The organism is Nafulsella turpanensis ZLM-10 (assembly GCF_000346615.1).
Classification (GTDB): domain Bacteria; phylum Bacteroidota; class Bacteroidia; order Cytophagales; family Cyclobacteriaceae; genus Nafulsella; species Nafulsella turpanensis.
On record NZ_ANNU01000017.1, the window covers coordinates 77,977 to 102,485 of the forward strand.

The following is a 24,509-nucleotide window of genomic DNA, read 5'->3' on the forward strand; positions in this document are numbered from 1 at the left end:
TTGGCGGCTACCCTATGGCAACCGCAGGCTCAGGTCATGGATAGGAGGTTCGAAGACCTCATTGAAAATTTCGAAATGGACTTTATCTCCTATCTGCTCCACCACTCCCGTGGCTTCTATTGTATCCTTATAGGTTTCATAGCATTTCAGGCTATTGACCATCGCCTGCTGGTCTTCGGGCCGGAGGGGCACTATGCAGTCAATGAGTTCAGGTGCCGATAACTTCATCCTGAACTCCCCGTTCTGCATCGAAGGAGCCCCACTATCGGGAAGCGTAAAAAAGGCCAGGCGCTTCGGGTAAGCGGCTCCCTCATCTTTCATCTGCAAAAACACCCGTTTCGCCACTGCATGCATCACCAGGTGATCGTGGAAGCCGGAAATCCCATGTACAGGGTAAGAAACGAGGATATCGGGCTTTATTTCTTCGATATAGGCATGAACGGCCTCTTCTATCTGCCGGGGGTCGAGCTCTGCAAGGCCACTATCGGGGAAGTCGAGCACCGCCATACTGCTCAGACCCAGACTTTCCTCCACCGCCAGCATTTCCTGGTACCGAACCTCTCCCATCTCCTCTATGCTTAAACCCAGTCGGTGCCGCTGCTTAGTGGCACCTCCTTTTGTCAATGTCAGCAAATGGACTTCATGACCTTGCTCCAGCTGCTGGTGCATGGCCGCCGCCGGACCAAAAGATTCGTCGTCGGGATGAGGAAAAATATACAGGTACTTCATATGTTAGTGGTTATAATATTGTTAGTGAAAAACAAGGATAGGCGCTTAAGGCAAAATTAAAGGTCATAAATTCCTAGCAGGATAGGAAATAAATTGATTGGAAAGGGCCTCTCCTTTTAACTCCTGTGGAAAGGGCTTAAACAGCAAAAGAAGATTTGCTCAAGCAAACCTCTTTACAAAGCTGTGATACAGCACATTATAATAATGAACCAATAATTCTTTACCCTCACCACATAGTACTTTACCAAAAGAATTTGTAATTTGTAAAATAATGCCGGCTTTACCACCACTATCTTTTACTTCGGTAGCTTAAGGTATTCTTTATGAAAAAAGGTTTAAAAATCTCTCTCCTGGCCTTGTTGCTTTTACTGGTCATTTATGCTGTGCTGCCCTCTTACCTGCGCAATGCACTCACCTATTACCACGCCAATATAGATGATTATACCATCTTCGAGAACCGGAAGGTACCAAATAGCAGTGTACATCCATGGCCGTTAAGCAGGGCGTATAATACAACTCCACTGGCAGATACCCTTCAGGAAGCCATTGAAACCTTGGATCCGGTAGCTTTTCTGCTCGTTAAGGATGGGGAAATTGTACATGAGCAGTACTGGGATGGTTACGGTAACCAGAGCTACTCTAACTCTTTCTCTATGGCCAAAAGTATTGTGGGCCTGCTAACAGGCATTGCCCTTGAAGAGGGATACATCAAAAGCCTTGATGAGCCTGTCGGGAATTATTTGCCAGCCTACCAGCAGGGAGATAACAGCCAGCTGACCATTCGTCACCTGCTCACCATGAGCAGCGGTCTCAACTGGGACGAAAGCTATGGCAGTCCGTTTTCCGTTACCACCAAAGCCTACTATGGCAGTGACCTGCCGGAACTTGTTAATGAGCTGCAGGTAATTGAAGCCCCCGGTAAGGAGTGGAAATACCTGAGTGGCAATACGCAGCTGCTGGCATTGGTACTGGAAAAAGCCACCCACAGAAGGTTAAGCGAATATGCTTCTGAAAAGCTTTGGAAGCCATTGGGTGCATCTTCGCCGGCACTCTGGAGCCTCGACAAACCAGATGGTACAGAAAAAGCTTATTGCTGCTTTAACTCTAATGCACGCGACTTTGCCCGTTTGGGCCAGCTGGTACTTAATAAAGGAAAATGGAAGGGCCAGCAGCTTATTTCGCCGGCTTACCTGGAGGAGGCACTGAAGCCAGCCGCCCATCTTGTAGATGAAGAGGGCGCTCCTGTTGACTTTTACGGGTATCAGTGGTGGGTGGTCAATTATAAAGGAAAGGCCATTCCGTATGCCAGAGGCATACTAGGGCAGTATATTTTTGTGCTGCCAGATAAAGAATCTGTACTTGTACGCCTCGGTCACGAGCGCGATTCGGAATATATTCAGCACCACCCAAAAGATGTGTACCTGTACCTGGATGCCGCCTATTCACTTCTTCCGTAATTTTGAGGGAACATATTCGCCTGCTTTGGTATTATATGTATAGCCTTTTTGCCGCTTTACCACCTGCCCGTCAGTAGCAGTGTGGATTTAATTACGTACGTATCCACCATTGTAGGACTAAAAGAGCATTGATTAATTATTACCACATCTTGGGCGTGAGTCGGCGATCGTCGGCGAAAGAAATAAAGGAAGCTTATCGCCAGCTGGCCCTCCGCTACCATCCTGACAGGAATCCGGGTAGCAGCTATGCAGAGGAGCGCTTTAAGGAAATCAGCCATGCTTATCAGGTTCTAAAAAACCCGCTAAAAAAGGAACAGCATGACCATATGCTGGATTACCAGGACTTTCAGGCACAAACCATTCAACCTCAACAGGAGCAGGCTTACAAGCAAGCCAGTAATGGAGCCTCCTATAGTCCTCCTCCCTATACTGGTCGGCGGCAGCGAAACCCTTATAGCTGGCAACCTTACCATACACCGCCTTTCGTAAGCAGGCGGCAAAACATGGTTGCCACGGCTTGGGCATTTGGTATTTTCTTTGCCATCGCTGCCATTGTAATGGGTTTAGGGGGCTACCAGTCCTACCAGCACGAAAAAGAACTGGCCGAACAGGCTGCTCTTTCTGAAAGCATCTACGAGAAAGCAGTGCTCTTTTATCAGAAGCAGAACTATGCTGATGCCCTTGCCATGCTCAAAAGCCTGAACAAAGATTACAGCCTTTCCTATGAAGCAGGCCTGCTCAGGCAGCAGATTTTAGGCGAGCTGGAGCAGGAGGCTAACCAGCATTTCGAGCAGGCAAATTACAAAAGGGCGGCAGAGCTTTTCGAGCTGCTGGCCCAAAACCAGCCCGGCTATAATGCCCTTACCTATGCCAAACTGGTAAACAGCTACGAAATGACAGAGGATTATGAGAAGGCTATCCGAACCTATAAAAAGGTAGTGAAGGCAGAGCCTTTCACCATAGAGGCCCGCACCCGTATGGCAGCCCTCTTTTTAAAAATGGAAAATTACGAGGAGGCTTTAAAGCAGTACCACGATGCCACCAATATTGTAGTGCAGGAATACCAGAACCTCTATGGCCAGGCCTATGCCCTTGTGGTCAATCCTGTTAAAACGCCCGAAAGCCACTACCAGCTCCATTGCGGCCTCGGACAAACCTATACCAGGCTGGGAATGCACAAAAAAGCACAAAAGGCGCTTGACTGGGCTATCTTTCTACGACCGGAGAATCCGACGGCTTACCTTTTACAGGGGCAAAACTTCTTTCAGTGGAGGCAAAAGGAAGACGCCTGCGCCGCCTGGGCAAAAGCCGCCGAGCTTGGCTCAAAAGAGGCTAAAGAAGCCTTTCGTACCCACTGCCGCTAATAAATTCTACCCACTAAAACGAAAAAGAACCTTTCCGCCTGCGCTCCTGTTCTGACTCTATGGCCCTACTTTCGGGTGGGGCTAAATGATTTGCGCTTAATTTCAATTATATTTGCAGCATGACAGCCACTGCTATTTCCACTAAAAAAGATATCCGTAGTCTCAGCCTCGAGCAACTGAAAGCCAGCCTGCTTACCTGGGGCGAGAAATCCTTTCGTGCCAAACAAATTTATGAATGGCTCTGGAAGAAATCTGCCCGCGATTTTGAGGAAATGACTAACCTTTCCGTGGCGCTGCGCGAACGTTTGAAAGAGGAATTCTGCCTCCGCCCAATAGCAGTACATAACCAGCAAATTAGCAGCGACAGAACCATCAAATCGGCTTTCCGCCTGCACGACACCCACTTAGTGGAAGGGGTGCTGATTCCGGCCGATGATCGGATGACGGCCTGTGTATCGAGCCAGGTAGGCTGTTCTCTTAGCTGCAAATTTTGTGCGACCGGCTATATGGAACGAAAGCGCAATCTGGATGCCGCCGAAATCTACGACCAGGTGGTGGAAATAAAGAATATGGCGGAGCAAAACTATCAGCAACCCCTGACTAATATTGTATATATGGGCATGGGTGAGCCCCTGCTGAACTATGCCAACGTACTCAAATCCATCGACTATATCACTTCTCCGGATGGACTGGGCATGTCGCCTAAGCGCATTACCGTTTCTACGGCAGGTATCGCCAAAATGATTAAAAAGCTGGCCGATGATGAGGTAAAGTTTAACCTCGCTCTTTCGCTGCATGCCGCCAACGATAAAAAGCGCGACCAGATTATGCCTATTAACGAAAGCAATACTCTGGAAGCCCTGGCCGAAGCCCTGCAGTACTTTTACCAGAAGACGAAAAACAAAATTACCTTCGAATATATCGTATTCTATAATTTTAATGATACCCTCGAAGATGCAGAGGAGCTCTACCGCTTCACTAAAAAGGTGCCTTCGATGGTAAACATCATTGAGTACAATCCTATTAAAGAAGCTGATTTCATTAATACCGAAGAGGACCGGCTGGATCAGTTCAGTAATTACCTCCGCAAAAAAGGGGTGAACGTGCATGTTCGCCGAAGCCGTGGCAAAGATATCGATGCGGCCTGCGGGCAGCTGGCCAACCGGGATAAAGAGAAAGAATCGGCAGCCTAAGCGGGAACCTTTTGAAGGCTCCAAGCCTCTCCTATCTGTCTCCCTGTTTACTTATTGCATCAGGAGGTACTGCTGCTACCTCTCACCTCCATCTTTTCTGTTTCAGCCAGCCTTCGTCGGCTGTGGTTCTAATCGCGCCTATTAACCTTTAGGTCTTGGAATCACTTCGCTAACAAATCGTATTGCTTTTATGTCAGCTATAAAAAATTGATATCTTTGCTAAAAGTGCACACCCACTCCTATGTCTGCCAGAGAGGACGAAGCCTATTTCGAAGAAATATTCAAGCGCAATTATCAGCGTATTTGTCAGCGGGTTTACCGCATTACCCACGACCTTAATGCCGCCGAAGACATTGTACAGGAGGTATTTATTAGTTTCTGGAACAAGCCAGAACAAACCATACAAACCCCTGATGCTTACCTATACAAAGCCTCCATTAATAAAGCCTTAAATTATGTTAGCAGCACACAACGCAGAAAACAGTTGCAGGAAGAGCAATTTAAGGCGCAAAAGCAGGAAGCAGGGCAAAATCCTCAGCAGGAGCTGGAACAGCAGGAACTGGAGCTGCAAATACAACAAATCATAGATAAGCTCCCCCCAATGTGCCAAAAAGTATTTATGCTTAGCCGCTACGAAGGCATGTCGCACCAGCAAATTGCCTCTTTCCTGGAGATCTCTCCGAACACCGTCGATAACCACATCAAAAAAGCACTGGCGGCTTTCCGGAAAGTGCTGTTAGGGCTGTTCCTGGCCCTTCTTCAAATTTATTTTTATTTTTTTTCTTAACTGAGTAGCGGTAAAACTCCCTGCACTGGTCATTATTACAGGAACAGGAATTCACACCCACTCCTGAAGTTACATTTTTGCCCAACAGAATCTTATAAAGATGAAAAAGCACTCTTACCCCTTTATTTTCTGTTTTCTCCTGTTCTTTACTGCCTGCGACAAAGACCAGAGTTTAACAAACCAGTTCGATGGAGAGTGGGAAATTCAGCAAATAGTGTTCACGTCGAATGGGCAGGACTCCATAGCTTCAGCGCCCATAGGCGTGTTTTACTTTGAAAAACGTAAACTTGGCAATGGCAACTGCAGCGGCTACTATGAGCTGGAAGGGTACGACAGGGGATCGATTGGCTACAATGCCCAGGCCAGCCCAAAAGAAGTACATATCAGCACCCTCTCCGAAGCAGAAATTATATTCAGAGGCACTTACCAAATAAATAACTTTAGCAGCAGCCGCATTACCTTTTCGGGTACTGCTGAAGCTGGTAAAGAGTATGATGTTGTAATCGACCTGAAAAAGAAATAAGCGGAAAGCCACCCAAACTTCACCCCTGCCATGAATACTAAATTCTGGGAAATAACAGCCAAACAGCTTGAAGGGAAAGCATCGCCCTCGGAACTGGAAGCACTGCAGCAATGGCTGGCCGAAGACCCGGCCCACCAGAAGCAGTACCAGGAACAAAAGCGTTTGTGGGTACTCACCTCACCACCGCCTCCAGCTAAAATCGACACGCAGACTGCCTGGGAAAAAGTCCGGAAGACCATTCGCCCGGAACAGCAGAAGATAAAACAACGACCACTCTGGCCTTTAACAGCCAGAATAGCCGCCTCAGTAGCTTTGCTTATCGGCCTTGCCTGGCTTGTCCAACTCCTCTTCTTCCCCTATTATTCTATGGAAGTGGTGGCCTCCGGAAATGAGCAAAAGATGTTTTTACTCCCCGACAGCAGCCAGGTATGGCTGAATAAACACAGCAGGCTAATATACCAGCCCGACTTTGAGGGTGCGGAACGTGCGGTAATTTTAGAAGGAGAAGCCTTTTTCGAGGTAAAACACGATCCTGAAAAACCATTTACAGTAGAAACAGCCGAAGCTCTTACCACCGTACTGGGCACCTCCTTTAACCTCAGGGCATACCCCGAAGAAGAAACTGTTGAGCTAAGGGTGGCTACGGGCAAAGTGGCCTTTGCTGCAGAAGAAGAGCAGGCTCAGGCCCTGGTGCCAGCAGGTTATGCAGCCATCCTGCAGAAGCCGGTAAATACTATCAGCAAATTCCGGAACCTATCAGAAAATGCCTGGGCCTGGAAAAGCGGCAGCCTTACATTTAAGGGCGAGTCTTTAGCAGAGGTTGCCCTTGTACTGGAGCGCTATTATGGAGTAAATCTTCGTTTACAGAACCCTCAGCTGGCAAATTGTCGCTTCACCGGCAGCTTTCAGGAGCCTGCCCTAAAAGAAGTGCTGCAGGTACTGGCGACTGCTCTGCAGCTGGAATACACCCGGCAGAACGAACAAACTTATACCTTAACAGGGCAAGGGTGCAACAAATAATTTCAGCATACAACATTCTTTAACTATAACTATGCGTAAAAATATCTTATGCTTTAGCGTAAGCTGGCTGCTTTTTACCTGCTCCCTCTTGGCCCAATCGGCCATGGAGCAAAAAATTACCCTTCATACGACTGCTACCCTTGAAGAAATCCTCACGGAATTGTCTTCTACCTATGGCCTTCGCTTCTCTTACAGCAACAACTTAGTGCCTTTGCAGCAGGAGGTAAGCATTCAGGCTGAAGACCAGCCTCTTAAACTGGTGCTGGATGAGCTGTTCCGCGACAAGAATATCCGCTACACCCTCCTTGGAGAGCAGATTATCCTGAACCCCGTGAGCAGAAAAGAGAACTCTCAGCAAAAGGAGCATTATACCATTAGCGGATATATTACAGATGCTGCCACCGGAGAAGCTCTGCCGGGAGCCACCATTATAACAGAAAAAACGGGAGCCTCTGCAAATACCTATGGATTCTACAGTCTAAGGGTAGATGGCGCTCCCCTGCACCTCCGCTACCTCGGCTATGATCCCTTCTACCTCCGGCTCCCTGCTTTAAAACAGGATACTACTATTTCTTTTCAGTTACAGCCAGCACCATTCCGGCTGCAGGAAGTAGGAATAAGCGCCCGAAAAGTCACAGATCTGAAAGAAGCCAACCTGCTTTCCATTCGTGGGGAGGAGATGAAGGAGCTTCCCCGCATGATGGGCGAAGCCGATGCCATAAAGGCGATTCAGCTAATGCCTGGAGCCATGGCCGGCAGAGAAGGCTCCTCCGACCTGATTGTACGCGGTGGCAGTCCCGACCAGAACCTGATTTTGCTCGATGGCGTGCCGGTATACAACGTTTCGCACCTGCTGGGTACCTTCTCCGTTTTTAATCCGGATGCCATAAAAAACGTCGACCTTATTAAAGGCGGCTTTCCGGCCCCCTATGGCGGAAGGCTCTCCTCTGTAGTGGACGTACAACTGAAAGAAGGAAACAACCAACGCTTTTCGGGTGAAGGCGCTGTAGGACTTATTTCTTCTAAACTGCTGCTGGAAGGACCTGTTAAAAATGGCAAAACAGCCTACCTAATTGCTGCACGCCGTACTTACCTCGACCTGATAATCGCCACCCTGGGTGCTCTGAGCGGAGAGTCAATGACCAGCTACAATTTTTATGACCTGAATGCAAAAATCAATCATACCTTCTCTGAAAAGGACCGCATCTTTTTAAGTGTATATGCCGGACAGGATAAATTTTCAGACAAACAGGAATTTTCTCTCGGCAGTGTTCTGGAGGAGCAAAAATTCAGGATGCAATGGGGCAACATTACGAGTGCCCTGCGCTGGAACCATGTATATGGCCCCAGCTTGTTCAGCAACCTTACCTTTACCCACAGCCGATACAGCTTTGGACAGGATACAGAATTGAAAACTACCGAATCGCGCTTTGCGGAAGAGGACATCACTTTTAAGCGCCAGGTAGATTATGGTTCAAGCATCAGGGACTGGGGCGCCAAAGCCGATTTCGACTATGCGGCCCACCCAAAGCACCACATCCGCTTTGGTGGCAGTTACACCTTCCACCATTTCAGGCCCGAAGCTGTACGGGTGCAGGCCGACAGCATCAGCCTCACGACAGATTCCTTTTCCCTCATATCTGCCCATGAGTTTTATACCTATGCCGAAGATCAGATTCAGCTTAACGAGCATATACAGGCCAGGGTAGGGGCGCACTTTTCAGGCTTTGCGGTAAACGGCACCTTTTATAAATCGCTGCAGCCCCGGCTGGCACTTGGCTATAAGTTCTCCGATAATTTAAGTGTGCACACCTCCTTCGCCACCATGACACAATACCTGCACCTGCTCAGCAACACCTCTACCGGCACCCCTACCGACATTTGGGTACCGGCAACCGACAAGGTAAAACCGCAGCGCTCCTGGCAGGTTACTCTGGGTGGAGCCACCCTGCTGGCGCAAAATAAACTGGAGCTTACCGCTGAACTCTACTATAAAAAAATGAAAGATGTAGCAGAGTTTAAGGCGGGAAGTAACTTTGTAAATGACTTCTTACGCAGCGGACCGGAAACGAATTTCGCCAATTTTGTTGCTCCGCCATATGAATCCCGCATAAGCAGCGGCGAGGGCTGGAGTTATGGCTCGGAGTGGATGCTGCGAAAACGCCATGGCAAAACCACCGGCTGGCTTGGCTATACCCTTGCCTGGTCGTGGCGGCAGCTGGAGGGCATTAACTTTAACCAAAAGTATCCTTACACCTACGACAGCCGGCATAATATTTCCATCGTAATCAACCACCAGCTGACCGAAAAGCTAAGTATAGGCGGCAATTGGGTATACCATACTGGCTTTATAACCACACTTCCATCGGCAAACTATAAAGCATACAACGAACCCCTTTATCAGCCGGATAGCTGGTCGCCTTCTATCGAAACAGTTGATTACATTGGCGAACACAATAACTACCGTATGCCTGCCTACCACCGGCTCGACCTGAGCATGACCCACACCAAAAAAAAGAAATGGGGAGAGCGCTCCTGGAACATATCAGTTTACAATGCCTATAATCGCATGAACCCTTATTTCATACAGCTTTCCAGTCCCGGCACTTACTATAAGAACAGTTCGCAACGGATGCTGTATAAGGTTTCCCTGTTCCCTATTATCCCCTCTGTTAGTTATGGTTTTAAATTCTAAGAAAGTTAAAATGAAAGGATTCAAAAATATTATTGCTTGCCTGTCTGCTTTTTCGCTCCTGCTTTGGAGTTGCCAGACTGTGGTGGAAATAGATCTTCCCGAACATGAACCAAAGTTAGTAGTAAATGCTGTTTTTAATCCTGATAGCCTGCTTACTGTAGATGTTAGCGCCAGCCAAAGCGCCTTCTCCAACAACGAACACCAACAGCTTGAAAATGCAACTGTTAGTCTTTTTCAGGAAGGAAAGCACTTATTAGACTTCCCGCACATCGGCAACGGTATTTACCAGGCAGCAGAAAAACCCGAAGCCCTTCAACAGTACGAACTACGCGTAAGTGCAGCCGGTTTCCCTCAGGCCAGTGCCATAACCAGTGTTCCCGGGCAGGCGGTTATTGATAACTTACAGGCGACTGTCGAACCTGCCCGCTCCGATTGGGAGGGAACGACCCTCAATGCTTTTTTCACCCTTAAGGATACGCCTAATGAGGAAAACTTTTACTATCTCCAGGCATTTACACCTGATACCACGGGGGATGGAGAGGCATTCAACAGGTATGTACATCTTGAATCGTCTTCGCCAATTGAATATGAGTTCTCAATGGAAACCCGCCTGTTCTTTAGCGACAAACTTTTTAACGGAGAGGCCTTAGAGCTAAAGCTAAATCTCGAAAATAACCCCTATAGAACAACCTATGTGCAGATAGCACAAGTTACAAAGGAATACTACCAGTATGTAAAAACACTGGACAAGCAATCTTATGGCGATAACTTAAATTTAACGCCTGTTTCCGTCAGCAATAATATTATAAATGGCATGGGCCTTTTTGGTGCTTACAATGCCCAGACGCTCACTTTTAAAGTAGAATAAAGAACAGGCTATACCTTGAACGGGCATCTAAAAGAAGTAAGGGAGCCTGCCGGTCATTAACCGGCAAGCTCCCTTACTTCTTTTCAATTCTAAAACTTCTCCCTACCGTTTACTGGCATTGAAAAGCTTTTGCTTTTCTTCCTTGCTCAGGCTTTCATAGCCTTTGGCAGATATTTTATCCAGAATGGCATCTATTTCATCCTGCTCCACAGCCGTACGGCTTCCCGTAGTGGTAGAGGTGGCGCTCCGATGGCGCTCTGCCGTGCGGGTATAGGTACTTTTATTACCTGTATAGGTGCTTTGTTTATGGCTTACCCGTATTTTAGGTTTCCGCTCAAAAAGGTTCTTTATCCAGTCCAGAAGTCCGGAAATCCATTTGCCTATATCATTGCCACTTCGCAACTGCTGAACGTAGAGGTAACCGATAAGGGCACCACCAAGGTGCGCCAGCTCGCCACCGGCATTAGGGCCGTCGAGACCGGCAAATGATTTAAAGACAACATAAAAGATGGCGATATACTTGATTTTAACGGGGCCGATAAAAATCAGCATAAAGGAATGATTCGGCACCAGTGTGGCAGCGGCAATAATAATGGCCGAAACGCCGGCAGATGCGCCCAGCAAAACACTGGCCGCTACCTGCTCCTGGTAATAAGGCAGCAGGTTATACATCAGCATATAAAACACTCCTCCTGCCAAACCACCCAGTACGTAGATATTAACGAATTTTTTGCTCCCCAGATAATCCATAATCAGTTGTCCAAACCAGTACAGGAACAGCATATTGAACAGGATATGGAAGAAATCCAGGTGGGTGAACATATAGGTAACTACCGTCCATGGCCGGTATAAAAAGGCAGTAAAATCAGCCGGCAGCATCAGCTGGCTCATAATGAGCGCAAACACCTCCGCTGCTCCTGAAAGGTTAAGGATTACCCTCAGCACTATCAGCACCGCATACACAATCAGGTTGATCAGGATAATTCTGATTAAACCATTATTAGGCCTGTTAAAGGCATTTTTTAATTCTTCAGCGAATCGGTTCATGAACGATTAAAATTATTCGTATCGGGTATTGTGTTCCTGCCAAGCTAACAATAGAATATATCCTACCAGCATGCCACCCAGGTGGGCAAAATGGGCCACATTATCATCGGGCGCCCGCTGGAAGATGGAGTAAATCTCATAAGCCCCATATAAAACAACCAATATTCTCGCCCGCATAGGTATCGGCGGAATTAGAAGCATAATCCGGCGGCGCGGAAATAAGAGACCGGCTGCCAGCAGTATACCAAAAACTGCCCCGGAGGCACCCAGCATCGGAATATTTAACTGCTGATTATAGGCATCCTGTATAAAAATCCTTGCCTGCCGCTCGTACTGATTGCTTTCAGGATTTTCATAATAAGCATCGATAAAACCAGACTCATAATTATACCCGCGGGAAAAGTACTCTCCCACCAGCAGTTCAAAATCTTTAGGGGCAGGCTCGGTTAAAAAGGCCTCCACTTTCTCCTCTATGGCTGCCTTTTCAAAATAATCGACCGCCATAAATAAAACACCTGCTCCTACGCCTGTAATAAGGTAGTATTGCAAAAAGCGTTTCGAGCCCCACACCTCCTCCAGCCAGGTGCCAAACACGATCAGCCCTATCATATTCCCGAAAATGTGATTGAAGTTGGCATGCAGGAACATATAGGTAACAAACTGCCATGGCTCAAAGTTATCGGATGCAAAATAATAAAGGGCCAGGTAATCGTTTACGTCTATACCGGTTTGGCTGTATAAAAGAAACGACAGGACAAATATCGCAACATTCGCAATTAAAAGGTTTTTAACTACAGGACTGAATCGGAACATCTGATTTATTTAGTGAAAAAGTTTGCTAATTTTTCCATTTCCAGAATGCAGAACGTAAGCCTTCCGTCAGGGGCATAGTTCGGATTCCGGCAGGCAAAGAGCTGGTCTATGAGAGCCCGCATTTCCAGCCCGCTCAGCTTCCGTCCCTTTTTAATGGATGAGCGGCTTGCCAGGGCCCTTGCCATATTCTCGCGCTTATCGAGACTTAGTGCTGCCTGGTTGTGCTTAAACTGCTCAATCAGTCCTTCAAAAAGATGCTTCTCATCGGCTCCGGCAAGGTCAGCCGGCACACCGTTTATCACCACGCACTGCTGACCAAAAGGTGCTACATCAAAGCCAAGGTCCCGTATTTCCTGCATCAGGTCGCTCACCAGGGCAAAATCGGCTGTACTCAGCTCTACTTTCTGCGGGAATAAAAACTGCTGTGAAGCGCCGCTTTTCTTCTCCAGGTTAAAAATATACTTTTCGTATAGAATACGCTCATGGGCAGCCTGCTGGTCAATCAGCATCATGCCTGATTTTACCTGGCTAATGATGTACCGCTGATGCAGCTGAAAGGTATTGCTCTCGGCTTCGCTGGGAGCAAAAGAGCTGGCCTCTGTTTTAGTAGTGCCCTGCTTTAACTCATTGGCCGCACTCTCGAAGGTAACCGATTCTCCAAAAGCTTTGGAAGGCTGAATAATGCTTTCGCGCGAATGGCTGGGACTCGCCTGTCCGGGCTGCGGCGAATGCCCCGGGTCGAACGGAAAGCGGGACTGCCGCGGCTTTTCTTCTTCGAACAGCTTCTCCCAGTTTTGCAGGTTATTCCGCTCCTGTGCTCCATGGCCGGATGTCGGCTGCCGAAACTGTTCCCACTGCCTGCCTGCACTTTTTTCCTCGTCCGTCCGCGGGCCTGAGGTGCCGGTGATAAAGGCCTGAAAATTTACATCCTGGTCAAAATCAATAGAAGGGGTAAGATTGTGCGAACCAATGGCCTGGCGTACGGCCGACTGCACAATGGCATAGACAGTCCGTTCGTCGGTAAACTTAATCTCGGTTTTCGTCGGGTGGACGTTGATATCAATGTTTTTCGGATCTATCTCGATAAAGAGCACATAAAAAGGATAGGTATCTGAAGCGAGCAGGTCCTCATAGGCATTCATGACTGCATGGTGCAGGTAATTATTTTTGATGTAGCGGTTATTAACGAAGAAAAACTGTTCTCCTCTGGTCTTTTTGGCAAATTCGGGTTTGCCTATGTACCCGTGGATGCTTACATGAGGCGTTTCTTCGCGGCAGGAGGCCAGCTGCTCTTTATAACTCTTATTAAACAGCTGTACAATGCGGTGACTTAACTTTCCGGCCGTTAACTGATAGGTTTCCAGGTCATTCTGGAACAGGCTAAAGGCTACATCCGGATGCGCCAGGGCAATCCGCTGAAATTCATCGACAATATGCCGCATTTCCACGGCATTTGATTTTAAAAAGTTTCGCCGGGCCGGGACGTTAAAGAAGAGGTTTTTTACTGCAATGGACGTTCCCTCCTGCCAGGCTACCGGCTCCTGGTTTTTCAATTCCGAACCTTCTATGCTTATACAGGTACCCAACTCCGCTTCCCGCTCCCGCGTTTTAAGCTCTACCTGCGCAACCGCTGCAATGGAGGCCAGTGCTTCGCCCCTGAAGCCTTTGGTACGGATAGAAAAAAGGTCGTCGGCGGTTTGTATTTTAGAAGTGGCATGGCGCTCAAAACTCATACGGGCATCGGTAGGCGACATTCCTTTACCGTCGTCGATTACCTGAATAAGGGTTTTGCCTGCTTCCTTAATAAGGACCTGCACCTGTGTACTTCCGGCATCAATGGCATTTTCCATCAGCTCCTTTACCACGGAAGCCGGCCGCTGCACTACCTCGCCGGCAGCAATTTGGTTGGCGATGGCATCCGGAAGTAACTTGATGATATCTGACATGGAAAAAATTTATAGGTTAAACCGTTAAAGGGCTGGTTTTTCAGAACAACAAATATACAAAATTTGCACAAAGCGCCCGCAGCTTTAAACGCTCAAAACTACCACAACTGAGGTGTGAGCAGCAAAAAAAAAGCCGCCTTCGTAAAAGCAGCTTTCTTTCCCTTAAAAACAGGAAGTTTTTATTTTTTATTACGCGTAAAGCTCTTCCTCCGGTACAAAATATAGATCGGAAGTAAAATCAAAGCAACGTAAAAAGCGTTATTACCATAGAACAGGTATCCTACAAAAACAGAAGCGAACAGCAGGATAAAGACGGCCTGAATGATGCCGGTTTGCCGATCCTCGTTCGCTCTTCGCCTGAACACCTGTTCCATTTCGGCCTTAAACTGAGCCCGTTGGTCAGTAGTAATCCGGCTTTCGGCTTCCAATTCCTGTTTTATCTTACTTGTCCTGATTTCGATTTCTTCTTTAACAGGATCGTAATACCGAGGCTCGAAATTAAATTTATTATATTTAGGGAGTTTTATCAGGGAAGGAAATTTCATAATTCAGTAATTTGCATCTCTGCTACAAAGATAATTGATTATTCTTATAAAATTTGTTTGGTAACGTTGGTATGTCCGGAAAAGTTTGTATAGCACTCATTCTCTTTCTGTTAGGCGGCAGTTTGCACGCCCAGGAAATTACTGAAGGTGCTGGGGAGGAAGCCTGGTTGTTAAAGCGGGACCGCTGGGTAGACAGCGTCATGAACAGCCTGGATGATGAAGAGAAGCTGGGCCAGCTGTTTATGGTTGCGGCCTATTCGAACCGTGATGATGATCATTTTAAAGAGCTCAGAAAGCTGGTAGAACGCCAGGGAATTGGCGGGCTCATCTTTTTCCAGGGCGGCCCCGTCAGGCAGGCACTCATCACCAACGAGCTGCAGGCCGAAGCCGATGTACCTCTTTTTATAGCCATGGATGCCGAATGGGGACTGGGTATGCGGCTCGACAGCATTCCTGATTTTCCGCGGCAAATGACTTTGGGAGCCATACAGGATAACCAGCTGATTTACACCATGGGTGCCGAAATTGCCCGCCAGTTAAAGCTGCTGGGAGTACACATTAATTTTGCCCCTGTTGTCGATGTAAACAGTAATCCCGAAAATCCGGTAATTGGCACCCGCTCCTTTGGAGAATACAAAATGAATGTGGCCCGTAAAGGCATAGCCTATATGCGGGGCCTTCAGCATAATGGCGTGCTGGCCTCTGCCAAACACTTTCCCGGCCATGGCGATACCGACACCGACTCTCACCTTACCCTGCCGGTTATCCGCCATAATATGGAGCGGCTGAAAAGTGTAGAGCTATACCCTTTTGAGCAGTTGATTAAAGACAGCCTGGCCAGCATAATGGTGGCCCACCTGCATGTGCCCGCCCTCGACAACCGCCCAAATGTAGCCACCACCCTCTCCCCGGCAGCGGTTAACGACCTCCTGAAAAAGGAAATCGGCTATAAAGGCCTCATCTTTACCGATGCCCTGAACATGAAGGGCGTAAGCAACTTTTACGAACCCGGGGAAGTAGATGTAGAAGCCTTTAAGGCGGGTAATGATATTCTTCTTTTTTCAGAAGATGTACCCGATGCTATTCGTAAGCTCAAGCGCGCCATTCGCCGGGGCGAAATTGACCAGAAAGAAGTAGACGAACGGGTACGAAAAATACTGATGGCAAAATACTGGGCCGGACTTCATAACTACCAGCCTACCGATACCGCTAACCTTGTTCGCCAGATTAACGAACCTGTCTCCGACCTTATTCGCCAGAAACTCTATGAACACAGCACTACGGTGGTACGAAACAGTAAGGAAGCCATTCCAATCCGCCGGCTGGAAGAGCGCAACTTTGCTTCTGTCGCCATTGGCGGGGCAGAAAGTGCGGAAGCCACTGCCGAGTTTAGCCGAATGCTCAACGAATATGCCCCTTTTACCCACTACAGTTTGCCCGAAAATGCTACAGGCCAGGAGATAGAAGCGCTCTACCAAAAATTAATGCTCTACGATTATGTAGTAGTAGGTGTTCAGGGAATGAAACGCTCGGCCAAAGAGCAGTTCGGCTTAACGGATGCGGAACTTACCTTTATCAGTAAACTAAAAAGAAAGCCGAATATTATCTTTTCAGTCTTTGGATCCCCTTACAGTCTTAAATACTTCGAGGAGGCTCCTCACCTCATTGTTGCCTACGAAGACAATACCTACACCCGCAAAATAGTACCTGCTATTATTTTCGGCGGCTTACGGGCAAAAGGTGAGCTCCCTGTAACTGTTTCCGGCCTGCTTCGGCGCGATATGGGCGAAGCCACCCGGGAGCTGGACCGCCTGAGTTATGCCACCCCCGAAGATGTAGGGCTGGACTCGAAGGTGCTGGCCAATATCGATGAAATTGTAAAGGAGGCCATCGAAATACAGGCCACTCCTGGTGCACAGGTGCTGGTTGCGCGTAAGGGCTCAATTGTCTATCATAAATCTTTTGGGCACCTGAGCTACGACAGTCTGCAGCCGGTTAACAACCAAACCATATACGATATCGCTTCTATTACCAAAGTAGCGGCTACCCTGCAGGTAATGATGTTTCTGGAGGAAAGAGGGCTGGTAGAGCTGGATAAACCCATCGTCACTTATCTGGAAGACCTGAAAGGAAGCAACAAGGCCAACCTCACCCTTCGCAATATCCTTACGCACCAGGCCGGGCTGGTTCCCTATATTCCTTTCTGGAAAAACACCGTAACAGAAACAGGACTTAACCAGGATTTCTACAGTGCCTACCCCATACCCGACTACAACCTCCAGGTGGCCAGTGGCATCTATGCCGCCAACAGTCTGCAGGATTCCATCTGGCAGTGGATTAAACATTCTGAACTGCTCCCACTGGAAAAGGGCAAGAAAAAGCATGAATATAAATACAGCGATGTAGGCTATTACATCATGCAGCGGATTGCAGAGAAAACACTGAACCAGCCAATGGCCGCCTTCCTCTCGCAGAATATTTATGAACCACTGGGCCTGACAACCATGACTTACCTGCCCCTCTGTAAGTTTCCGATGGAGCGGATTGCCCCTACCGAGCAGGATAATTACTTCCGTAATTCACTGGTATGCGGCATGGTACACGACCAGGGAGCCGCCATGTTTGGTGGTATTGCAGGTCATGCAGGTGTTTTTAGCAACGCCCGCGATTTAGCCACCTTACTCCAGATGAACCTGCAGGATGGGGTGTATGGCGGCCGCAAGTTCCTTGCTCCTGGTACGGTGAGCAGGTTTAGCAAGAAACAATTTGAAGATAACCGCCGCGGCCTTGGCTGGGACAAACCAGCCCTCGATGAATTTTACGGACCGGCCTCTAACCTTGCTTCCCCCTCCACCTTTGGTCATACCGGCTTTACCGGTACTGCCGCCTGGGTTGACCCGGAATTTGACCTGGTATATATTTTTTTATCGAATCGCATTCACCCCGATGCCGGAAATACTAAACTGATTCGTTACAACTTTCGTACCCGTATACAGGACGAAATTTATAAGGCTATGCAAAGCTTTAATAAATATAAGCTCGTACCTTAGCGCTTAAAAGGCGGCAATCTCCGTTAAAATAATGGAGTGTTGTGCTTTAAAATCAATATCCGGATGAAAATAGGCATTGTTTGTTACCCCACTTTTGGTGGTAGTGGTGTAGTGGCCACAGAGCTCGGTAAAGCCCTGGCTAAAAAAGGGCACCAGGTACACTTTATTACCTACTCTCAACCCACGCGCCTCGACTTTTTTAACGAAAACCTCTTTTATCATGAAGTAGGCATTCGCTCCTATCCCCTTTTCGTATATCCGCCTTACGAGCTGGCACTGGCAAGTAAAATGGTAAATGTGGTGCAGTACGAGAAACTCGACCTGCTGCACGTGCATTATGCCATACCGCATGCTTCGGCCGCCTATATGGCGAAACAAATCCTGAAGACACAGGGCATTGACATACCCGTTGTTACTACTCTCCACGGTACAGATATTACCCTGGTAGGCAAAGATCCTTCTTATGCACCGGTGGTCACCTTCAGCATTAATGAGTCGGATGGCATTACCGCCGTATCGGAAGACCTCCGAAAGGATACCTATCAGCACTTCGATATTAAAAAAAATATAGCGGTTATCCCGAACTTTATTGACCTGGAGCGATTCAAAAAGCAAAAGAAAGATCATTTCAAAACCGCTATCTGCCCGAACGGAGAAAAGCTGATTGTCCACACCTCTAACTTCCGAAAGGTAAAGCGGGTGGAGGATGTGGTCAGGATTTTCAGCAAAATTCGTAAACAAATTCCGAGTAAGCTTCTCCTGGTGGGCGATGGTCCTGAGCGGATGAACATCGAAAGCCTGTGCCGCGAATTACAGATTTGCGATGATTTGCGCATGCTCGGGAAGCTCGACGCGGTGGAGGAAGTACTGAGTGTTGCCGACTTGTTCCTTATGCCTTCGGAGAAAGAAAGCTTTGGACTGGCCGCCCTGGAAGCCATGGCCTGCGAGGTACCTGTAGTGGCCTCTAATGCCGGAGGTTTACCGGAATTAGTGCAGGATGGCATTAGCGGCTTTGTGAGTCCTATCGGAAATGTTAAACAAATGACCGAAAAAGCTCTTTTTATATTACAGGAAGAAAACCTTCCGCAATTTAAAGCAAATGCCTTACAGCGGGCTCAGGAATTTGATGTTGCTAACATCTTACCGATGTACGAAGACATCTACAAAAAAGTAAAGGCCGAACAGGACCTGCTTACCTCCGAAACCCGCTAACGGGGCACAGAATTACCCTTTTTCATTTTTAAGGATACGGCCTTTTGCCGTTCCGCTGTACTTATATTTTTAACTGATACTTAAGGAAACCATGAGTCAGTATACTCACATCAGACCAAAGAATAAAGGAACCAGGGCTTTGTTCTCGAACCCTGTTTTAGAACGCCTTACCCGAACAAATGTAGCCATACCCATTAGCCTGTTTGGCATTTTATCCATCGGCCTATTATACTATGCCCTGGCCGAAGAAGGACTGGGTGCTTTAACAACTGCCGGTCTTTTTATAACAGGATTTCTATTTTTTACCCTGCTGGAATACCTGGCACACCGCTATTTTTTCCATATGCTGCCCACCAATAAAGTAAAAGCAAAGGTGCAATACTCTGTGCATGGCATCCACCACGAATATCCGAAAGACAAAGACCGCCTGGCCATGCCTCCTTTTATCGCGCTGATATATGCCACCATTCTCTACTTCCTCTTCCATTTTCTGCTGGGCGACCTGGTGTATGGATTTCTGCCCGGCATCCTGATGGGCTATGCAACCTATTTATCTATCCATTACATTGTCCATGCCTATCAGCCGCCTAAAAATTTCCTGAAGGTTTTATGGGTACACCATGGCATCCATCATTATAAAGACCCTGAGGTTGCCTTTGGCGTTACCTCTCCCCTGTGGGATTATGTTTTCCGGACCATGCCCAAATAAATTTTTGAATGAGTGAATGAAGGAATGATAGAATGGTAAACAGAAAACGATACGCTCCGACTTCTGCATAACCGGGCTCTCCGCAACTTTAGCAATAGCAATTTGAAAAAATCAGCTGAAAATTCGACGATAAGTATTTTAGGCTGTGGCTGGCTTGGTGCGCCACTGGCAAGGCGACTGCTGGCCGAAGGTTACACCGTAAAAGGTAGCACCACCAGCACCGAAAAGATGAGCGTAATGAAGGGCGTAGGCATTGAGCCCTTCCTGCTGCGGCTGGAACCTGGGCTGCAGGGTAGTGCGGAAGATTTCTTCCAGACCGATTTGCTCATTATTGACATACCGCCAAAAAGCCGTAAAGAGGGAGATGACTTTCACCCTGCACAGATAAAAGCCATTTCGGATGAAATTAAAAAGCATAAAATAAGCCACTGCCTGTATGTCAGCTCCACATCGGTATACCCAAACCTGGAGCGGGAGGTAAAGGAAGAAGATGCAGGGATTAAAGGTGGGCACGCGGCCATTTCCGGAGCAGAAAATATTTTAAAAAGTATTTCCGGCTTAAACTGCACCATTCTCCGCTGCGGCGGCCTTATGGGCTACGACCGGATACCCGGCCGCTACTTTGCCGGACAAAAGAATCTCACCACAGGGCAGGTGCCGGTCAACTACATCCATCGCGACGATGTTATCGGCATCATCACAGCCATTATCAGGCAGAACTACTGGAATGAAACGCTCAATGCAGTGGCTCCGCAACACCCCACCCGGCAGGAGGTTTATGAGCAGAATGCACGGGAATTTGATTTTGAAGCACCCACCTTTGCTCCAGCCGAAGCAGAGGGTTTTAAAGTTGTAAGCAGCGACAAACTGCTCAGCGAGCTAAACTATCAGTTCCTGCACCCAAACCCGCTGGAGTTTCCCTACAGCCACTCCTAACCACTGCATGAGTATCCAGAAACATAAACAACCTTTATGTGCACCATCACTTACCTGCCCATTTCTACTGCCGGCTTTATTCTAACCCAGAATCGCGATGAGAGCCCATTGCGTTCACCAGCGGTGTTTCCGGTAAAGGAAAGAAGAAACCAAACGGAACTGCTCTTCCCGCAGGACCCGCAGGGAGGCGGCTCCTGGATAGCCACCGACTGCAGGAAGCGCCTCTTCTGCCTCATGAACGGCGGAATTGGGCACCACCAACCGAAGCCGCCATACAGGCAGAGCCGCGGGCAGATTCTGCTCGATGCTGCCAGTGGTTCTTTCTCAGCTTTTGCAGAAGACTATTCACTGGAGGGTATAGAGCCTTTTACGCTGCTCTGTTTTGAGAGAAAGGAGCATAACCTTGCCATCTATGAACTCAAGTGGAATGGTAAGTTAAAGTATACCCGCACCCATGATCCGGCCCGTCCTCACATCTGGTCCGCCCCTCAATTATATTCGCCCCCTCAGCAGCAGGAAAGGGAAAGCTGGTTTCTGCAATGGCTGGAGACAAACCCTTCCCGAACTCCCGAAGCCATTCTGGACTTCCACTTCCGTGGCCGCCACGGAAGTGGCGGAAAAGAGCAGCCGGAGCACAGCCTGCTCCTTCGGCGTGAGCAGGTAAAAACGGTGAGCATTACCCAGGTACAGGCAAACGATAAAGGAATGGAAATGAGGCACATCCCTTTACAAACTGACCCCTGAAGCGCTGCCGGAATGAAACTTAATAAATCCTATTTTGTTGATTGAAAAGGAGGCTGCATACCTTCAGCCAATAGTTCATCGTTATAACTTTAAACTGCTGTTCTCCTGCAGTCCCTAACCTATAAAAGCAAAAGAAATCAGATGTTAGGATATCGTTTCTCCCAGTATATACCCCAGGAAATGGCCGGCGAAGCCACCTTCGACAGCCTCCTGAAAATATTTATGCAGCTGCTGCTCGTTACTTCCGGCGATGTATCGGAAGCGCTTCACTGGCTAAGCAATCTCGATAAGCAGTATAACTTCAGCTCCGAAGATTACGGCATCGGCGACTTTATCGAAGACCTCAAAAAGGAAGGGTATATCACGGATGAAAACCCTGAAGGACGCTTCGAGCTAACCGCTAAAAGTGAGCAATCCATCCGCCGCTCTGCCCTGGAGGAGATTTTCGGAAAACTGAAAAAGGGCAACAAAGGCAACCACCATACTCATTTTGGCGGAGCCGGCGAAGAGCCACGTACCGAGCTGCGCGATTACCAGTTCGGCGACAGCCTAGACCAGATTTCCGTAACCGATTCGCTACGGAATGCACAGGTAAACCATGGCATGGAGCAGTTTATGCTTACCGAGAATGACCTGGAGGTGCACGAGAAAGACTTTAAAACCCAAACCTCCACGGTGCTAATGATTGATATCAGCCACTCCATGATTCTCTATGGCGAAGACCGTATTACCCCGGCCAAAAAAGTAGCGTTGGCCCTGGCAGAGCTTATCAAGATCAAATACCCGAAAGATTCGCTCGAGATTATCGTGTTTGGCAACGATGCCTGGCAAATACAGGTCAAAGACCTGCCCTACCTGCAGGTGGGCCCCTACCACACCAATACCGTCGCCGGGCTGGAGCTGGCTATGGACCTGCTCAGGAAGCGTAAAAATTCGAATAAACAGATTTTCATGATTACCGATGGAAAGCCCACCTGCCTGAAGCAGGGGATTAAGTACTACAAAAATTCCTTCGGGCTCGACAGCAAAATCCTGAATAAAACACTAAACCTGGCTGCGCAGTGCCGCCGCCTCAATATACCTATTACCACTTTTATGATTGCCTCCGACCCTTACCTGAAGCAGTTTGTGCAGGAATTTACGAAGGTAAATAATGGCAATGCTTATTACAGCAACCTGCAGGGGTTGGGGCATCTCGTTTTTGAAGATTATCGTCGGAACAGAAGAAAAAACTTTTAACTATGCAATATTATGAACGCTCTGCCGAGCAGTTACAAAAAATTACTACTCTTGGAGAGTTAAAAGCAGCCGGCTACAAAAGCCGCAGCATAAAAGAAGAGCTTCGCGAAAACCTGATTAAAAAGCTCCAAAAGAAAGAAACCATTTTTGAAGGCATCCTGGGCTATGAAGAAACAGTGATACCGGATATGGAGCGGGCCATTCTTTCCCGCCATAATATTAACCTGCTGGGCCTCCGCGGCCAGGCCAAAACGCGCATGGCCCGCCAGATGGTGATGCTCCTCGACGAGTACATTCCCTATATTGATGGTGCCGAACTGCTCGACGATCCATTAAACCCCATCAGCTACTTTGGCCGTAAAACGGTTGAAGAAAATGAAGACCAGACCCCTATTGCCTGGTTGCACCGCAGCGATCGCTATACTGAAAAGCTGGCTACGCCCGATGTAAGTGTAGCAGACCTCATAGGAGACGTGGACCCAATAAAGGCCGCCGCACTAAGGCTCCCTTATTCCGATGCGCGCGTTATCCACTACGGACTCATTCCCCGCTCGAACCGCTGTATTTTTGCCATCAACGAACTGCCCGACCTGCAGCCGCGCATACAGGTAGCCCTCTTCAACATTCTGCAGGAAGGCGATATCCAGATTCGTGGCTTTAAACTGCGCCTGCCGCTCGATATTCAGTTCGTATTTACCGCTAATCCGGAGGATTATACCAACCGGGGCAGCATTGTAACGCCGCTTAAAGACCGTATCGACAGCCAGATTATTACCCACTACCCACGTTCCATTGAGGTGGGCAAAAACATCACACAGCAGGAAGCGGCCCTCACCCCTGCCCAAAAGGAAAAAATTAGCACGAACGAAACCATCAAGGACCTTATCGAGCAAATTGCTTTCGAAGCCCGTAACAGCGAGTATGTCGATGCCAAAAGCGGCGTATCGGCCCGACTGACTATTTCGGCTTATGAAAACCTGATAAGCGCCGCCGAAAGGCGTACGCTTATCAATGGCGATAAGCAAACACATATTCGGCTGGCCGACCTGGTTGGGGTAATTCCGGCCGTAACCGGTAAAATTGAGCTGGTGTATGAAGGAGAGCAGGAAGGTGCCGGCATTGTTGCCCAAAACCTGCTTGGCAAGGCCATCCGCAGCCAGTTTGTGAATTATTTTCCGGACCCTAAACCTGCTAATAACCAAAAAGACGGGCAAAAGCCAAAGGGAAAGCAGGCTACACCTTATAAAATCATTACCGACTGGTTTGGAGAAGGGCATACGGTAGATGTACTCAGCGATGCCAGCAATAATGCTTACCAGGAGGCACTCCTGAAAGTACCCGGGCTGCAGGAGCTTGTTAAAAGGCATCAGCCCGATGTACCTGCACAGGATCGTTTCTTTTTTATGGAATTTGTGCTCCACGGCCTTGCCGAATACAGTATGCTCAGTAAACGACAACTCACCGCCGGCACCCAGTTTGGCGACCTGCTCAGCAGCATGTTTTCGATGCCGGGCATGGCCGACTTCGAAGACGAGGACGAAGATTATTAAAATTAAGAATGGCAGCGTTAAAGCTGCACCATTAGCTTTTTTAGAAGGCAGCTCATCAGCTGCCTTCTTTTCCCGCGAAAAT

Annotated in this window: 20 protein-coding genes; 15 read left to right on the plus strand and 5 right to left on the minus strand. The window is 48.1% G+C overall.

Translation table 11 applies throughout. The features are described from left to right. Window positions 1-12: 12 nt before the first annotated feature. Entirely contained in the window at window positions 13-729 is a 717-nt protein-coding gene (locus F752_RS0108070; protein WP_017731223.1) for a PIG-L deacetylase family protein, read from the minus strand. 323 nt (window positions 730-1,052) lie between these two features. On the opposite strand from F752_RS0108070, the gene F752_RS0108075 reads away from it, so the two are divergent. From F752_RS0108075 to F752_RS0108110, 8 genes are all read left to right on the plus strand, one after another. After that, window positions 1,053-2,186, plus strand: a complete 1,134-nt coding sequence (locus F752_RS0108075) for a serine hydrolase domain-containing protein (RefSeq protein ID WP_017731224.1) — start codon at window positions 1,053-1,055, stop codon at window positions 2,184-2,186. 128 nt (window positions 2,187-2,314) lie between these two features. After that, a complete protein-coding gene (locus F752_RS0108080) occupies window positions 2,315-3,550 on the plus strand; it encodes a tetratricopeptide repeat protein (protein ID WP_026135599.1) in 1,236 nt (411 codons plus the stop codon). 119 nt (window positions 3,551-3,669) lie between these two features. Continuing rightward, window positions 3,670-4,743 (plus strand): 23S rRNA (adenine(2503)-C(2))-methyltransferase RlmN, encoded by a 1,074-nt coding sequence (rlmN, locus tag F752_RS0108085; RefSeq protein ID WP_017731226.1) that lies wholly within the window; start codon window positions 3,670-3,672, stop codon window positions 4,741-4,743. A gap of 241 nt (window positions 4,744-4,984) precedes the next feature. Continuing rightward, a complete protein-coding gene (locus F752_RS23720) occupies window positions 4,985-5,530 on the plus strand; it encodes an RNA polymerase sigma-70 factor (protein WP_017731227.1) in 546 nt (181 codons plus the stop codon). Between the two features lie 100 nt (window positions 5,531-5,630). Beyond that, on the plus strand, window positions 5,631-6,053 hold the full coding sequence (locus F752_RS0108095) for a hypothetical protein (RefSeq protein ID WP_017731228.1): 423 nt from the start codon (window positions 5,631-5,633) through the stop codon (window positions 6,051-6,053). 30 nt (window positions 6,054-6,083) lie between these two features. Beyond that, window positions 6,084-7,073 (plus strand): FecR family protein, encoded by a 990-nt coding sequence (locus F752_RS0108100; RefSeq protein ID WP_017731229.1) that lies wholly within the window; start codon window positions 6,084-6,086, stop codon window positions 7,071-7,073. A gap of 31 nt (window positions 7,074-7,104) precedes the next feature. Further along, the gene (locus F752_RS0108105; RefSeq protein ID WP_017731230.1) at window positions 7,105-9,768 is read left to right on the plus strand and encodes a TonB-dependent receptor plug domain-containing protein; all 2,664 of its coding nucleotides are present in this window, start codon (window positions 7,105-7,107) and stop codon (window positions 9,766-9,768) included. Between the two features lie 10 nt (window positions 9,769-9,778). Then, window positions 9,779-10,636 (plus strand): DUF4249 domain-containing protein, encoded by an 858-nt coding sequence (locus F752_RS0108110; protein WP_160164095.1) that lies wholly within the window; start codon window positions 9,779-9,781, stop codon window positions 10,634-10,636. A 102-nt stretch (window positions 10,637-10,738) separates the two neighbouring features. Here the strand turns inward: F752_RS0108110 and F752_RS0108115 are convergent, their stop codons facing one another. The 4 genes from F752_RS0108115 to F752_RS0108130 all read right to left on the minus strand — a co-directional run bounded on the left by F752_RS0108115 (window position 10,739) and on the right by F752_RS0108130 (window position 14,987). After that, window positions 10,739-11,683, minus strand: coding sequence for a rhomboid family protein (locus F752_RS0108115; RefSeq protein WP_017731232.1), 945 nt, complete (start codon window positions 11,681-11,683; stop codon window positions 10,739-10,741). 12 nt (window positions 11,684-11,695) lie between these two features. Beyond that, window positions 11,696-12,496, minus strand: a complete 801-nt coding sequence (locus F752_RS0108120; RefSeq protein ID WP_017731233.1) for a rhomboid family intramembrane serine protease — start codon at window positions 12,494-12,496, stop codon at window positions 11,696-11,698. A gap of 5 nt (window positions 12,497-12,501) precedes the next feature. Continuing rightward, on the minus strand, window positions 12,502-14,442 hold the full coding sequence (mutL, locus tag F752_RS0108125; RefSeq protein WP_017731234.1) for a DNA mismatch repair endonuclease MutL: 1,941 nt from the start codon (window positions 14,440-14,442) through the stop codon (window positions 12,502-12,504). Between the two features lie 179 nt (window positions 14,443-14,621). Then, the gene (locus tag F752_RS0108130) at window positions 14,622-14,987 is read right to left on the minus strand and encodes a bromodomain-containing protein (protein ID WP_017731235.1); all 366 of its coding nucleotides are present in this window, start codon (window positions 14,985-14,987) and stop codon (window positions 14,622-14,624) included. Between the two features lie 71 nt (window positions 14,988-15,058). Here F752_RS0108130 and F752_RS0108135 point away from each other — a divergent pair, with 71 nt between their 5' ends. The 7 genes from F752_RS0108135 (at window position 15,059) to F752_RS0108165 (ending at window position 24,427) form a co-directional block, all read left to right on the plus strand. Next, complete coding sequence (locus tag F752_RS0108135; protein WP_017731236.1) at window positions 15,059-18,037, plus strand: glycoside hydrolase family 3 N-terminal domain-containing protein; 2,979 nt, start codon at window positions 15,059-15,061, stop codon at window positions 18,035-18,037. 63 nt (window positions 18,038-18,100) lie between these two features. Continuing rightward, window positions 18,101-19,249, plus strand: coding sequence for an N-acetyl-alpha-D-glucosaminyl L-malate synthase BshA (gene bshA / locus F752_RS0108140; RefSeq protein ID WP_017731237.1), 1,149 nt, complete (start codon window positions 18,101-18,103; stop codon window positions 19,247-19,249). A gap of 91 nt (window positions 19,250-19,340) precedes the next feature. After that, window positions 19,341-19,958 carry a sterol desaturase family protein gene (locus tag F752_RS0108145; protein ID WP_017731238.1) on the plus strand — a complete coding sequence of 206 codons (618 nt, stop codon included), beginning with the start codon at window positions 19,341-19,343 and terminating at the stop codon, window positions 19,956-19,958. 102 nt (window positions 19,959-20,060) lie between these two features. Beyond that, window positions 20,061-20,894 carry an NAD(P)H-binding protein gene (locus tag F752_RS0108150; RefSeq protein ID WP_017731239.1) on the plus strand — a complete coding sequence of 278 codons (834 nt, stop codon included), beginning with the start codon at window positions 20,061-20,063 and terminating at the stop codon, window positions 20,892-20,894. A gap of 36 nt (window positions 20,895-20,930) precedes the next feature. Continuing rightward, entirely contained in the window at window positions 20,931-21,638 is a 708-nt protein-coding gene (locus F752_RS23725; RefSeq protein WP_017731240.1) for an NRDE family protein, read from the plus strand. 141 nt (window positions 21,639-21,779) lie between these two features. Continuing rightward, a complete protein-coding gene (locus F752_RS0108160; protein WP_017731241.1) occupies window positions 21,780-22,877 on the plus strand; it encodes a vWA domain-containing protein in 1,098 nt (365 codons plus the stop codon). A 2-nt stretch (window positions 22,878-22,879) separates the two neighbouring features. After that, window positions 22,880-24,427, plus strand: coding sequence for a hypothetical protein (locus F752_RS0108165; protein ID WP_017731242.1), 1,548 nt, complete (start codon window positions 22,880-22,882; stop codon window positions 24,425-24,427). The last annotated feature ends 82 nt before the right edge of the window (window positions 24,428-24,509 follow it).

What these genes read in the sequence shown, in the direction of transcription:
- F752_RS0108070 (WP_017731223.1), bottom strand. Translation starts at nt 729, where the DNA reads ATGAAGTACCTGTATATTTTTCCTCATCCCGACGACGAATCTTTTGGT.
- F752_RS0108075 (WP_017731224.1), top strand. Translation starts at nt 1,053, where the DNA reads ATGAAAAAAGGTTTAAAAATCTCTCTCCTGGCCTTGTTGCTTTTACTG.
- rlmN (WP_017731226.1), top strand. Translation starts at nt 3,670, where the DNA reads ATGACAGCCACTGCTATTTCCACTAAAAAAGATATCCGTAGTCTCAGC.
- F752_RS23720 (WP_017731227.1), top strand. Translation starts at nt 4,985, where the DNA reads ATGTCTGCCAGAGAGGACGAAGCCTATTTCGAAGAAATATTCAAGCGC.
- F752_RS0108095 (WP_017731228.1), top strand. Translation starts at nt 5,631, where the DNA reads ATGAAAAAGCACTCTTACCCCTTTATTTTCTGTTTTCTCCTGTTCTTT.
- F752_RS0108100 (WP_017731229.1), top strand. Translation starts at nt 6,084, where the DNA reads ATGAATACTAAATTCTGGGAAATAACAGCCAAACAGCTTGAAGGGAAA.
- F752_RS0108105 (WP_017731230.1), top strand. Translation starts at nt 7,105, where the DNA reads ATGCGTAAAAATATCTTATGCTTTAGCGTAAGCTGGCTGCTTTTTACC.
- F752_RS0108110 (WP_160164095.1), top strand. Translation starts at nt 9,779, where the DNA reads ATGAAAGGATTCAAAAATATTATTGCTTGCCTGTCTGCTTTTTCGCTC.
- F752_RS0108115 (WP_017731232.1), bottom strand. Translation starts at nt 11,683, where the DNA reads ATGAACCGATTCGCTGAAGAATTAAAAAATGCCTTTAACAGGCCTAAT.
- F752_RS0108120 (WP_017731233.1), bottom strand. Translation starts at nt 12,496, where the DNA reads ATGTTCCGATTCAGTCCTGTAGTTAAAAACCTTTTAATTGCGAATGTT.
- mutL (WP_017731234.1), bottom strand. Translation starts at nt 14,442, where the DNA reads ATGTCAGATATCATCAAGTTACTTCCGGATGCCATCGCCAACCAAATT.
- F752_RS0108130 (WP_017731235.1), bottom strand. Translation starts at nt 14,987, where the DNA reads ATGAAATTTCCTTCCCTGATAAAACTCCCTAAATATAATAAATTTAAT.
- F752_RS0108135 (WP_017731236.1), top strand. Translation starts at nt 15,059, where the DNA reads ATGTCCGGAAAAGTTTGTATAGCACTCATTCTCTTTCTGTTAGGCGGC.
- bshA (WP_017731237.1), top strand. Translation starts at nt 18,101, where the DNA reads ATGAAAATAGGCATTGTTTGTTACCCCACTTTTGGTGGTAGTGGTGTA.
- F752_RS0108145 (WP_017731238.1), top strand. Translation starts at nt 19,341, where the DNA reads ATGAGTCAGTATACTCACATCAGACCAAAGAATAAAGGAACCAGGGCT.
- F752_RS23725 (WP_017731240.1), top strand. Translation starts at nt 20,931, where the DNA reads ATGTGCACCATCACTTACCTGCCCATTTCTACTGCCGGCTTTATTCTA.
- F752_RS0108160 (WP_017731241.1), top strand. Translation starts at nt 21,780, where the DNA reads ATGTTAGGATATCGTTTCTCCCAGTATATACCCCAGGAAATGGCCGGC.
- F752_RS0108165 (WP_017731242.1), top strand. Translation starts at nt 22,880, where the DNA reads ATGCAATATTATGAACGCTCTGCCGAGCAGTTACAAAAAATTACTACT.